We start from the raw sequence: 12,880 nt of genomic DNA on the forward strand, positions 1-12,880 counted from the left end.
AGGGAAATGAAAAAGGGTATTCTCATGATTTAAGTGTTGTTTATAATCCAGGTATAGGGTCTTCCGGTAGGATCCTGTTTCCTTGCCAAACCGGAGTGCCATCCTTATATTCCAAAATTCTCAAATAATTGCCCACGTAGGGAGGGGTATTTACCTTGGGCAACCACTTGCTAAGGCTATCTGCTATATATCTATATTGGGAATCGGCAATCAAGTTGTCCCACTCATTGGTATCCTCCTTCATATTGTAAAGCTCCTCACTGCCATCGGCATAGCGAATATACCTCCAATCCCGGGTGCGTATCCCATGGTTGTTCCAGTTATTGGTGGTGATGGCCGGCCAGGGTCTTTCCGTAGTCGGATTCTTTAATTGAGGCAACAAACTATGGCCCTCCAAATCTTCTTTTGGGGGAAGTCCACATAAGCTATTTAGAGTGGGGTAAATATCCAGAAGCTCCACGGGATGGTCATATGCCGCGCCTGCCAAAGTACCCGGTCCAGCAAAAATCAGGGGCACCCTTGTGGAACGTTCCCACAGGGTATTCTTTCCGGTTATTTCCTTTTCCCCCAAGTGGTATCCATGATCGGACCAAAGCACTACAATCGTGTTTTCGGCCTGTCCGCTCGCCTCAAGCGCATCCAATACCCTTCCTATCTGGCTATCTACAAAGCTAATGGCCGCGAGGTAGGCTTGTACCAAGTTCTTATGTTGTCCATTTTCAAGGGTCCATTTTAACCGCGGTTCGGGAACATCCCAATGGTTGAACCAGGAGGACCGTGGGGTATCTGCCCTATCATTCTCTAAAATGGGAGGAAGTTGTAGGCTTTCCTTGGGATATAGATGATACCATTCCTCTGGGGAATATAAAGGCACATGGGGCAGAAAAAAACCGACGGATAAAAAATAGGGAGATTCTGGCCGACCTTCCAAAACATCAACTGCCCAAGTGGCCACTTCCCAGTCCGAGGTCTCCTCGGCTTTTAGCGGAAATTTGCCCCAATCCATCAACGGATTATTACCCCCAGGGGTAGTCCCAATCAGTTTTGAGGGTGGTTTGGTCTTTACCTTTGATCCAGGTCCCAAGCTATCGAACTCGGTATCGGTTTTCCGACGACCATATCCGCCATGAAAAATTTTTCCAGCGGAAAAGGTTACATACCCGTGTTTGGAAAAATATTGCGGTAAGGTTACGATGTCCTTTAATTCGGGCACATCCCTAATTGAAGGAGAAAGGCCATACACTCCGGTTGTGGATGGCCTGTACCCCGTTAGTATACTGGTCCGTGAAGGGTTACAAATTGGGCTTTGCGTATGGGCGTTGGTAAATACAACGCCTCGCGATGCCAGTTGATCTATATGTGGGGTCTTTACTTGTGGATGTCCCTTTAAACAACCCACCCAATCGTTCAAGTCATCGATAGCTATAAAAAGTACGTTGGGTTTTTCACCTGATGGAAGCGTTTTATTTTCGGTAGAGATATCCTTGCAGGAAGCACAAAGCATACTGGCCATACAGATAAGGACCCCATACATTAAGCTTCTACTCATTACATGGCCATTTAAAATTAGCTACCTTATCATTGGACGCCGTCCCCAAATTGTAATGCCACCACTCCGTTCTAATACCCCAAAAGCCATGTCGTTCCATAGTCTCCTTCAACAACTTGCGATTGTCCAAAACTTCCTGGGGTAAATCGGTGTTATCATGATAGGCCTTTTTGCCAAAGAAATCAAAGTCGGTTCCCATATCCAGTTCCTCACCGTCCAATGTCTCCAAGGTAATATCAACGGCCCCGCCCTTGTTATGAATCGATCCCTTCTTGGGGTCGGCCACATATTGTGGATTGGGAACAATTTTCCACATCATATACTGTACGAAATTCGGCCGATAACAGTCAAAAAATTTGATTCTGACACCCTGGGTCTTAAAATCGGCATTGGCTTCCAATAGCGCCTTGGCCGTTTTTGCCCGGACATAACATTCCGCGCAGTCGTACACCTTTTCCTTTAGAAAATTGTTGGACGTAGCATAACGGAGATCATAGGCAAACCCATCGCTAAAATCGGCAAGACGTACAAAAGTAGTGTCGGCCAAGCCCTCAAAGGAACGAAAGGTTTTTTCAGGTACGGATTGCTCCGGAATAAGGGTATCCACCATATTCACCTCTTGCTTTTTAGGTTCTTCTGTCTCTGTTTTTTTTGACGGGTTTTGCTTGCAGGCCATAGCCAGCACAAGACCCCAAACCACGTACTTAAAGTACTTCAACATAAATCAAACTATTCTATTTATACTAACAAATCATTCCATACGGGAATGTATATGGTAACTTGATATCTGAAATCATTTTTTAATCGCCAACGCCATCCGTTTAAAGAATTCGTTGTAAACAAAGGGCTTCCCTTTGGCCGGATTACCGTCCTCTCCCCTACGGACAAAGACCAAATCCCACTCGGGAATTACGAAACACATATTATTGTGGAGACCACTGGCGTAATATAATGATTTTGGGGCATCTGGCATGTGGTATTCTCCTGTTGGCATCATCCCGTTTACCCACCAGTTGTAACCGTAACAACCGCGTCCATCCACATGGCTTCGATCAGTGTCTGCCACAGTGTCGGTAAAGACTTGATTTTGGGTCGCTTTTTTCACCCACTCTTTGGATAACAACTGCTTACCATCCCAATTTCCCTCATTCAAGTACAAATGGCCAAAACGCGCCAATTGTTCCGCATTGATCATTACATTGGTGCAGCCGTTGTTAATTTCCACCCCGTTTACTTCTTGTTCCGGATTCCATTTGTATTCTCCAATACCTATGGCATGCCCAATGTTTTCGTCAAAAATGGACTTTAGGGTCTTACCCGTGTGCATGGTGAGCAAGCGACCGAACATCATCTGCGCCTCGTCCCAATAGGCATATTGGGTTCCTGGGGCAAAGAGAGGTGTATCTATAGCATAAGGTGTCCAGGACCAATCTTCGCTCACCTCATCCCAGCGTGTAGAACCTTTTCCACTGTAGCCGGAAGTCATGCTAGAGAAATGTTTGAGCTGCACTTCGGGGTATAACCCTGTCATAGCCGTATCTATTTCTCTGGCATAGGTATCCTCGGATAGTATGCCCTTGTCTGTCAAAATTCCGAGAACGGTACTGGTAAACGATTTACTCGAGGAATAGATATTGTGCTTTTTATAAATACTGTCTCCCTTGTAAATGACATGTCCTTTCCTAACTATGAAAACTTCTTCCAAGCCATCCTCCCCGGATTCGGAAGCCAAATAATCCAGGGCTTCCAGAAATTTTTGACTATCTATCCCCAATGCTTCCGGACTTCTTTCCTCCCATTTGTCCGTTGGAAAAACCATGGACAGGTCTTCACTTTTTCCTTCGGAACAGGAAACAAGTAAAAAGGGTACAAACCAGATGACAAATGGCTTAAATTTCATACAAATTCCAATATTAAAATTCCCGAACCCAATTTGAGGAAAAGATACCTTGGCACATAGCGTAACGGTATTGGTTCCATCGACTTTCCACCGGCGACTACTTTCGCGCAATAACAATTACCCAGTCCTTGTTGCTTTGGCCATTATACGCGGTCAATTCCACATTATTGGGTTTGGTAATTTTCCAGCCTTCGTTCTGTTTATCATATAAATTACCTCCTTCCAATGGGTCATAAAAAGCAATGGAAAAAGCACCGTCTCCAAGAGTCAATTCCGTTGTCTCACCCTTGGGTAGATATACCGCATAAATCTCGTCTTTTTTGGCAAAGCAAAAGGCCTTTGGATTGCTCAATAACTCATCATGGCCCTGCATTTCCCAAAAGGGAAGGTGGTCTTGAAAAAATTTCTTGGCATTACTACTGATATCCCACCATGTATTACGAGCCCTAAAATCCTCTGCCGCCATATCATTGTTGGGCATATCCAAGCCTCCAAAATACCAAGAGGTTCCCGCACCCCCTGCCATTAAGGTTCCCCAAAGACTGGTCCGCATCACCTGGGCATAATTGTTATTGGCTGCGGTATCCGTCGTCACTCCGATATCCCAATGCCCAATCTCATCCAAAAACACCACCCAAGGCCTGTTTTTTCTTGCGGATAAATCCCTCCACTTCCTTACTTCTTTATGGACTTCCGTGGTATCGAACATCTGTAACGAGGGAATTTCAAAATCCCCATATCCCAACATGGGCGTTAAAGTTTCCTTTATGGGATCTAAAGGGCGGTCCTCCATACGTTTGCCAGTTACACGAACATGGTTATGTACGGCTATGGGATGATTATAGGGATCCAAATTACGAATGTAGGTGGCATAGCTCTTTAGTTGTTTGCTTGTTCGGTTAGTCTCTTCCCCCAAATTCCAGACTACCCCCAGATGGTGTCCAAACCGGGCAACCAATTCCTTGTAAAAGAGTTTACGCTCCAGACCTAGTTCCCCCTTGTTCAAAATAGTGTCGTTTTCCGTTTCCTGGGTAAAAAGGTTCATGGCAATGCCCAATCCATCCATATGGGTAAACACTTTTTCCCACTGGGCCATCTTACTCACATCGTAGCGTAACTGTTCCTTTGGAGCTATCCAAGGCCAAACATCGTTTCCATCCCCATGCTCGTTCATCACCAGAAAATATAGGCTATTCATTCCCTTGGAAGCCATATAGTTCAACGCCCCAATAATGCCCTTACCCCGGTCGTTGCCCCAAGTAGGATTGCCGACTTTCCAATCACTCCTGTGCGTTGGATATTCATGCAGACCTTTATTCAAAGTCGGTGTGGCCGCACCACCATTATCAAACGTTCCATCGAACTCATGATACGCCAAAAAGTTTTCGGGACTGCCCACTCCATTTTTCAAAAAGGCCTTTCCCGTTTCGCTTTCACGCAAATAGTGCTCTCCGGTATAATGCAAACGACCTGTTTTATAAAATCCCGATGCCAGGGAATCTACAGCAGCAATTTCAAATGTGCCTGTAGTCGTCCACAGAGTACTGTTAGTTTCATCGGCCCTAATCGCTATCTCATTTCCACGGAGCATTTGGGTTTCAAAAGTCCAACTACCCGAAGTAGGAGGCGAAAACTTCACCTGCCATTTGTTTCCGGAGGCCGCTCCGGTATGTGCGGCCTCGCCATCCGCGGCAAAAAAACCATGAATAGGGATGGTATCCTTTCCATTGATAAAACGTGTAATAAGACTATAGTCTAAAAAAGGGTTAATGCTATCCGTCTCAGAAACCTTTGGTCCTTCAAAAGTAATGGTAACCGGTTGCCATTTTTTGAGGTTGCCTTCAATGCTATAGTCATTTCCGGAATTCTTTTTACTACAGGAATTTAGACAAAAAAGAAAGGCTAAAGCAAAGCCAATTAATTTTGGCCATTTGAGGTATTGCATTGGTTATGGTTTGCCGTATTATCGCTCAAGATAGGGATATTTTCGTATTCCCTGTTGGCACATCAGATCATTTTTATACTCGAAAATGTCGTTATTCCATTAGTTATTTTGGGCATTTTTAAAGACTTTTATAATCTAATCGATTGAATCCAATTGAAAACCATATGCTAGAATTTCCAAAAGATTTTGTCTGGGGTTCCGCTACCTCAAGCCATCAAATAGAAGGAGGTGCCACTCAGGATGGCCGGTCCTGGAGTATCTGGGATGCACATTCCCACACCCCCGGCAGAACAAAAAACGGCGAAACCGCCGATGTAGCGTGCGATCATTATAACCGATACAAAGAGGACGTACAACTTATGGCGGACATGGGGCTCAAAGCTTATCGGTTTTCCATATCATGGAGTCGGATACAGCCCGATGGGCAGGGCGATGTAAACCCCAAGGGTATAGCCTTTTATAACAATCTTATTGATGAATTGCTAAAGCATAATATAACGCCATGGATTACCCTGTACCATTGGGACTTACCTTTAGCTTTACAAATGGAAAAGGACGGTTGGCTCAATCCTGAAATTGCGGACTCCTTTGCACAATATGCCGGGATTTGTTTTGAACATTTTGGTGACCGGGTAAAGAACTGGATTACCCTTAATGAACCTTGGGTCGTGGCCATATTGGGTTATGGAGAAGGCGTTTTTGCTCCTGGACGAAAATCCAAGGACGAACCCTACCAGGTAGCCCATCAATTGCTTCGTGCCCACGGAAAGGCCGTACAATTGTATCGAAAGAAATATCAACCTACACAAAAGGGGCAAATCGGAATCACCAATAACTGCGATTGGCGGGAACCCATGACCGATTCCAAGGCGGATAAGGATGCCGCCCAACGCTCCCTGGAATTCTTTTTGGGATGGTTTGCCGATCCTATCTATTTTGGGGACTATCCCCAGGTCATGAAAGAGCGGGTCGGAGATAGACTCCCGATGTTCACGGAGGAAGATATCGCCTTGATCAAAGGCTCCTCGGATTTTTTTGGCTTAAATCACTATACAGGCCTATATGCTTCCGATGTGGATCCCAATGCGGAGGTGCAAAATGAGGTTTATGGCAATGGGGGAATTTTTGAAGACCAATACGTACAGCTCACCGCCGATCCAAAATGGGAAATGACCACTATGCAGTGGGCCATCCTACCTTGGGGCTGTCGCGAACTGGTAGAATGGGTAAGTAACCGTTATGGAAACCCACCGTTATATCTTACCGAGAATGGATGCTCCCTGGATGATCAATTGGATAAAGGGGAAGTAAAGGATACGGTACGAAAGGAATATATCGAAGGATATCTTGCCGCCTGTCATAAGGCCATGGAGAAAGGAATAAACCTAAAAGGTTATTTCGTCTGGTCCTTTATGGACAATTTTGAATGGGCCCTCGGGTATTCCAAACGTTTTGGCATTCACTATGTGGATTATAAAACCTTGGAACGTACCCCAAAAAATTCAGCCCTCTGGTTCAAGCAGGTAATCGCCGATAATGGTTTTGAATTTTCCCTACCTGATATTAAAATCTGATCATGCCTAAAAAGTCCATAGTTCTTTATGCCCTAAGCCTGTTTATCACCATAGGCTGTAAAACGGATAGAAACGAATCAGCGACCGAACTGAACAACAAAAGACCGAACATTGTACTTATCATAGCGGATGACCAAGGCTGGGGCGACCTGAGTAGCAGCGGCAATACCAACCTCAGCACCCCCCATATTGATGCACTTGCCAAAAATGGGGTCTCCTTCCAGAACTTTTACGTACAACCGGTCTGCTCCCCTACTCGAGCCGAATTACTAACAGGTCGTCATTTTCCAAGATTAGGGGTGTTCGATACATCAGCAGGTGGAGAACGTATGAATTTGGGGGAGACCACTTTGGCGGAAATCCTAAAAAATGGTGGTTATGCCACCGCTGCCTACGGTAAATGGCACAATGGCATGCAACCACCTTACCATCCCAACTCCCGGGGGTTTGACGACTACTACGGATTTACTTCCGGACATTGGGGCAATTATTTTAGTCCGATGTTGGAACACAACGGGGAAATTACCAAAGGCGAAGGCTTTTTGGTGGATGATCTGACCACCAAGGGATTGGAATTCATCTCAGAACATGAAAACGAGTCTTTTTTCCTGTATCTGCCCTATAACACACCTCATAGCCCAATGCAAGTACCGGATGCCTACTGGAACCGGTTTGAAAACAAAGACCTGGCCATGACCTATCACGGTGAGGAGGCCGAGGACCAGGATTTTACCAAAGCGGCCCTGGCCATGGTGGAGAACATTGATTATAATGTAGGTAGAATAACCCAAAGACTTCAGGAATTGGATTTGGAGAAAAATACCATAATTATCTATATGACGGATAATGGCCCTAATGGATTCCGTTGGAATGGAGGGATGCGCGGCAAGAAGGGATGGGTAGACGAAGGTGGGGTACGAAGTCCTTTCTTTGTGCAGTGGAAGGATTCATTGCCAGAGGGGAAAGAAATCAATGAGATTGCCAGTGCTATCGACATTTTGCCCACACTGATCAACATAGTGGGACTTGATGCAAAGACCAAAAAGCCATTGGATGGTAAGGACCTTACCCCTTTATTGTGGTCGGAAAGCCATAATTGGCAACCTCGATTGGTATACAACCACTGGGCCGGAAAGACCAGCGTCCGCTCCCAAAAATATCGCCTGGATAATGAAAACCGATTGTATGACATGGTAAACGACCATGGACAGACCACCGATATTTCCCAACAGTTCCAAAAGATTGCCGACTCCCTCATCAAGGCAAAAAATGAATGGTTGGCAGCGGTAAATCCAAAATTTCCACGTGATGAGGATAATCGCCCTTTTACTTTGGGAAGTCCGGACCACCAATTTACACAAATACCGGCCAGGGATGGTACTCCCCATGGCCACATAGCCCGTAGCAACCGGTTCCCCAACAATACTTTTTTTACGCATTGGAAGAGTGAAAAGGATTCCATTAGCTGGAATGTGGAAGTATTGGCCGATGGTGAATTTGAGGTGACGCTCTATTATACCTGTGCTGCTGAAAATATAGGTCCCACAATTGAGCTCGGCTTCGGCGACAGTAAAATCGCGACCAAAATTATGGAAGCCCACGACCCACCTCTTACCGGCATGGAAAATGATCGCACTCCTAGAATGGAGTCCTATGTCAAAGACTTTAAGCCTGTGAAATTGGGAACCATTGCCCTAAAAAAAGGTAGGGGCAATTTAACCTTAAAAGCTTTGGAAATTCCAGGGGACAAAGCCATTGATGTACGGCTGTTGATGTTTAGCAAAAAATAAGATATCTTATTCCGGGATAACTATATACTCACCAGCAGCCAATCGAAACTGCTCAAAACTAATCTCGCCAGTCGTTCTGTCGATTTCTAATTTTATCCACCCTACCAAAAAGTCTTCGTCCTCTTTTACCCGAATGCCAAGGTAGTAGGGATTGGTATTGAATTCACTGTTGACACTCCATTCGTCCGGCCAAATACCATCCGCCGCCTGCCTAATTTCGGTTATTGTTATTGGGTCGGGATCATCATTCCACTTAAAATTTTCCCTAGGTACGTTCCAAATGGTATCCTCAGGTCTATTGAAAAGAATTGGGTTAGGCGGGTTCTCACCAGACCTTACGAGAACGGTACTTTCATTTAAAGATTCCAGAAAGCCCGATATAAGCTGTCCACTTTCATCAACACCATCCCAACTTCCCAAAACGTAATCAATTTGAAAATCATCAATCGTATCCACATTAAGATCATAATCAGCTGCATCGGGCAGCTCAGGCCTATTTTGTCCAGATCCTTCAACTATCCGGATGCCATCGTTATTATCGTTGTTATCGCAACAAACAATGCTAAGTAATAACGACGGTAAGAAAAATAGAATGCCAATCTTTTTCATAGATCTATACTTTTAGGGACTATACCACTAAGATAATCTATTTACACATTGGTTGCGTACAACGGAGTTAACCCACTGTACATCAGCTTTTATAACAAAATCCTTATATGGGTACCCTTTCCTTATCCATTAAACATTTTTGAGTTTCGAAGTATCCATCTTTCCCCAATATGACTAGGGGACATAGGTCAAAATTTCACTGTCCTTATATCCAATTCTCTCGGCCTTGGCTTCAAAGGAGAAGTTTTTGGGCAATGGGACGGTGTAGATATTCCAGATGGAATCCTGGGACTGTTTCCAAACAATGGTAGCATCCGTTTTTTTGGTAATTAATCGGATGCTATCACCGTGGTCTTCCATTTGTAGCGGTGGTAAAGATAATTGTTCCCCATTGGGAAGCCATTGGGAAATGAGTTCCTTTTCGGGATACTTGCCTAAATCATTGGTCTTTTTCATCCAATCTTCAAGCACATTTCTTAAATGGTTCAAGGTATCCTGTAATTCCGGATTATCGGCCAAATTATTTAGCTCATAGGGATCGTTCTGCAAATCATACAATTCCTCCTCTGGTTTTGGGGCCCTTAACCAAAGTGATTGTGCTTCATTCAACTTACCTTCAGCATATAAGGTATTCAGCTCCTGCATTAATGGCATTTGTTCTCGGTAAGACACCGGAATAGCATGTGGAAGTTCCGTGTTGAAGCTCTTGATATACTTGTATCTGGCAGAACGAACGGCTCGTAGCCTATCATAAAGTTCATCGAAACGATCGGAGGAATGAAAGGTATATTGGGGTTTATCCGTTACCTCATATTTCCCGAATTGCGCCACACCCTGCATCACCTTGGGTGGTTCTATACCCGCCAAGGAAAGTACGGTAGGGGCAAAATCGATAAAACTGATCAAACGATCATCCTTACTTCCGCCATTCTTGTTTTTTGGAAATTTAATGATCAAGGGTACTTTGAGCCCTGTATCGTATAACGCCCGTTTATGTCTGGGGAAGGGCCCTCCATGATCCCCATAAAAGAAAATAATGCTATTTTCATAAAGTCCGTCTTCCTTTAGATCTTTAATAATCTCTCCGACCTGATCGTCCATCCGTTTAAGATTACTATAATTTACGGCGATATCGTGCCGAACAATCCGGGTATCCGGAAAATAGGGCGGTACGGAAACGGATTCAGGAGAAACATACAACGTACTATCGCCTTTCTTCCAAATGCCGGATTCATGACATACCCCAAAATTGAATACCGAAAAGAAGGGTTGCTCCCCCTTTCTTTTTCGCCAATGTCTTTCATTGCTGCTTTCGTCCCAAGCCGCATCGGTCCTTTCAAAATTGTAATCCTCTTTGGGGCCATTGGCGGTATAGTATCCTTTCTCTCTCAGGTACTCCGTAAACATTCGTGTGCCCTGTGGTACGATGGGGGAATAGCTTGAAAGCTCCAAAAGGGGTTCATTGTACTTGCCCTTCCAGGGTGAATAGGTACGCATGTTGTGCGTTCCCAAAGTAGTCGGGTACATGCCCGTAATTATGGCACTACGTGCCGGGGCACAGACCGGTACCGGGGCCACTGCATTGGTAAAGGTGACCCCATCCAAGGCCAAGCTCTCCAGATTAGGGAGGGAAATGGTACTGTCCCCGTACATGGCAAAACGTTCAGGGGACTGGTCTTCTGCTACCAGCCAAACAATATTGGGAAGGCTTTGTTCCTTTTCTGTTGTAACAGTTTCTTTCCTTTCCGTACAGTTTAAAAGAAAGAGTGCTAGTAAAATTCCGATCGAATGTTTTTTCATAATCTAGGAAATTGATACTCGATTAACTTTAATCTTTTAATAAAAAGCCCTTTCTCTTTAAAAAGGAAAGGGCAAACACCTGATCCGCGATACAGTTTTATTTATCCAAGCCCTCTAAATAACCAAAACTTTGAGGTATTTGTTCTTCCGAACGGGAAGATTCGTCCTCAATGAAAATGTAATCGATATCCATTTTTTTAGCTTCTTCGACAATAGCCGCAATGTCAATTTGTCCCGTACCCAAAACCACATTGGTCTCCACATCGGATTTACCGTTATGATTTCCTTTAACTCCCTTCTCACAATCCTTTATATGCATTAATTTGAATTCCTTGGGGTACTTTCGCAACCAGGCTATGGGATCCTCACCAGGATGTGCAAACCAGTACACATCCATTTCAAAATCGAAATAATCGGAATTCTTGATCATATAATCCATCAATAATTCCCCTTCATAGGGACGAAACTCATAACCGTGGGGATGATAGGCCAGCGTGATACCTTCATCCTTTAACTTCTTTCCCGCTTTGTTGAAAACATCTAACGCCAATTTTGTTTCCTTTATGGTGAAAATAGTATCCTTATGGGGAATCCAAAAACAAACGGCGTATTTGGCCCCATATTCCTTGGCTCTTTCGATTACTGTTTCGGGTGAATCTTGCAGTTCCTCAAAAGGTGCGCTTACGCTAACTATTTTCAAGTCATTTTGAGCTAACAGGTCTTTGTACTTTTCCATGGTATAGCCATAAGTACCATCGTTTCCGTCCTCCAGATTATGAATACCCCATTTTTTAATCTTGGCAAAGGTGCCGGATACATCTGTTGGGAATACATTGCGCAAACTATATATCTGCAATCCAATTTCCGGCTCTTCCAAGCTCTCAAGATATTCAAGACTGGCAGGTACCTGTTCCAAAACCTTGGAAGCTTCATCTTCTATGAACATATATTCAATACCTAGTTTTTTAGCCTCGCCCACTGTTCCCGCAACATCCAATTGCCCTTGACCCAGGATTACATTGGTCTCCACGTCCTCATGTCCTGTATTGTTCCCCTTAACGCCGTGTGCCATATCCTTTAAATGCATTAAGGTGAACTTGTTCGGATACTTTTTCATCAAAGCGAGGGGATCGGCACCGCCATGCTGTGCCCAGTATATATCCAGTTCAAAGGTGAAATCCGTAGCATTTTGAGCCATATAATCAAATAGGGTACCATCCTTCCAAGGCCTAAATTCATAGCCATGCGGATGGTACGCCAATATTAAACCATGCTCTTTTAATTTTTTGCCGGCAGTATTAAAAACCTGGGTGGCATGCTCTGTTTCTTCCAAGCCCCATTTGTTATCGTCGTGGGGTACCCAGGCACACATGACGTATTTGGCGTTGAAATTCTTGGCATTTTCTATTACCTTATCCACATTGTTTTCCAAATCCCCGAAGCCGGCTCCTACGCTTACCACATCCAAATTGTTCTCGGCAAGCATTTTCTTAAAATCCTCCAAGGGAAGACCATAGGTACCACCTCCTTCTATTTTGGTAATCCCCCAATCCTTAATAATTTTCAGGGTGCCAGGGACATCTTCCTTAAATTGGTTCCTAAGGCTATATAATTGCAAGCCTACCTCCTGCGCCGATACGGGAATGACGAAAGCCAATATCCCGATTAAAGTCAATACGTGTTTCATTTCATCTAGGTCTTTAAATTTTGGAA

Annotated in this window: 9 protein-coding genes; 2 read left to right on the forward strand and 7 right to left on the reverse strand. The window is 44.3% G+C overall.

Annotation, left to right across the window (positions count from 1 at the left end; genetic code table 11):
* Positions 1–40 precede the first annotated feature (40 nt).
* The 4 genes from Q0993_RS21560 to Q0993_RS21575 all read right to left on the reverse strand — a co-directional run bounded on the left by Q0993_RS21560 (position 41) and on the right by Q0993_RS21575 (position 5,394).
* On the reverse strand, positions 41–1,549 hold the full coding sequence (locus Q0993_RS21560; RefSeq protein WP_299537425.1) for a sulfatase: 1,509 nt from the start codon (positions 1,547–1,549) through the stop codon (positions 41–43).
* The gene (locus Q0993_RS21565; protein WP_299537428.1) at positions 1,542–2,270 is read right to left on the reverse strand and encodes a M15 family metallopeptidase; all 729 of its coding nucleotides are present in this window, start codon (positions 2,268–2,270) and stop codon (positions 1,542–1,544) included. Before Q0993_RS21565 ends, Q0993_RS21560 begins: the two co-directional genes overlap by 8 nt.
* 72 nt (positions 2,271–2,342) lie before the next feature.
* A complete protein-coding gene (locus tag Q0993_RS21570) occupies positions 2,343–3,449 on the reverse strand; it encodes a serine hydrolase (protein ID WP_299537430.1) in 1,107 nt (368 codons plus the stop codon).
* Positions 3,450–3,546: 97 nt separating this feature from the next.
* Complete coding sequence (locus Q0993_RS21575; protein ID WP_299537432.1) at positions 3,547–5,394, reverse strand: DUF5060 domain-containing protein; 1,848 nt, start codon at positions 5,392–5,394, stop codon at positions 3,547–3,549.
* A 164-nt stretch (positions 5,395–5,558) separates the two neighbouring features.
* Between Q0993_RS21575 and Q0993_RS21580 the strand changes: the two genes are divergently transcribed.
* Positions 5,559–6,968, forward strand: a complete 1,410-nt coding sequence (locus Q0993_RS21580; protein ID WP_299537434.1) for a GH1 family beta-glucosidase — start codon at positions 5,559–5,561, stop codon at positions 6,966–6,968.
* Between the two features lie 2 nt (positions 6,969–6,970).
* Positions 6,971–8,758, forward strand: a complete 1,788-nt coding sequence (locus tag Q0993_RS21585; RefSeq protein WP_299537436.1) for an arylsulfatase — start codon at positions 6,971–6,973, stop codon at positions 8,756–8,758.
* 6 nt (positions 8,759–8,764) lie between these two features.
* On the opposite strand, the gene Q0993_RS21590 is transcribed toward Q0993_RS21585, so the two are convergent.
* The 3 genes from Q0993_RS21590 to Q0993_RS21600 all read right to left on the reverse strand — a co-directional run bounded on the left by Q0993_RS21590 (position 8,765) and on the right by Q0993_RS21600 (position 12,854).
* Positions 8,765–9,367, reverse strand: a complete 603-nt coding sequence (locus Q0993_RS21590) for a hypothetical protein (RefSeq protein WP_299537438.1) — start codon at positions 9,365–9,367, stop codon at positions 8,765–8,767.
* 174 nt (positions 9,368–9,541) lie between these two features.
* Positions 9,542–11,167: a sulfatase gene (locus Q0993_RS21595; RefSeq protein WP_299537441.1), complete on the reverse strand. Its 1,626-nt coding sequence runs from the start codon at positions 11,165–11,167 to the stop codon at positions 9,542–9,544.
* A 97-nt stretch (positions 11,168–11,264) separates the two neighbouring features.
* Positions 11,265–12,854, reverse strand: a complete 1,590-nt coding sequence (locus Q0993_RS21600) for a sugar phosphate isomerase/epimerase (RefSeq protein WP_299537443.1) — start codon at positions 12,852–12,854, stop codon at positions 11,265–11,267.
* Positions 12,855–12,880 lie beyond the last annotated feature (26 nt).

The sequence above is a fragment of the Ulvibacterium sp. genome (assembly GCF_028285715.1).
Classification (GTDB): Bacteria; Bacteroidota; Bacteroidia; order Flavobacteriales; family Flavobacteriaceae; genus Ulvibacterium.

Excerpts from the sequence above, each read along its gene's own strand:
- Q0993_RS21600 (WP_299537443.1), bottom strand. The coding sequence starts at position 12,854 with ATGAAACACGTATTGACTTTAATCGGGATATTGGCTTTCGTCATTCCC.
- Q0993_RS21590 (WP_299537438.1), bottom strand. The coding sequence starts at position 9,367 with ATGAAAAAGATTGGCATTCTATTTTTCTTACCGTCGTTATTACTTAGC.
- Q0993_RS21565 (WP_299537428.1), bottom strand. The coding sequence starts at position 2,270 with ATGTTGAAGTACTTTAAGTACGTGGTTTGGGGTCTTGTGCTGGCTATG.
- Q0993_RS21580 (WP_299537434.1), top strand. The coding sequence starts at position 5,559 with ATGCTAGAATTTCCAAAAGATTTTGTCTGGGGTTCCGCTACCTCAAGC.
- Q0993_RS21575 (WP_299537432.1), bottom strand. The coding sequence starts at position 5,394 with ATGCAATACCTCAAATGGCCAAAATTAATTGGCTTTGCTTTAGCCTTT.
- Q0993_RS21570 (WP_299537430.1), bottom strand. The coding sequence starts at position 3,449 with ATGAAATTTAAGCCATTTGTCATCTGGTTTGTACCCTTTTTACTTGTT.
- Q0993_RS21585 (WP_299537436.1), top strand. The coding sequence starts at position 6,971 with ATGCCTAAAAAGTCCATAGTTCTTTATGCCCTAAGCCTGTTTATCACC.
- Q0993_RS21595 (WP_299537441.1), bottom strand. The coding sequence starts at position 11,167 with ATGAAAAAACATTCGATCGGAATTTTACTAGCACTCTTTCTTTTAAAC.
- Q0993_RS21560 (WP_299537425.1), bottom strand. The coding sequence starts at position 1,549 with ATGAGTAGAAGCTTAATGTATGGGGTCCTTATCTGTATGGCCAGTATG.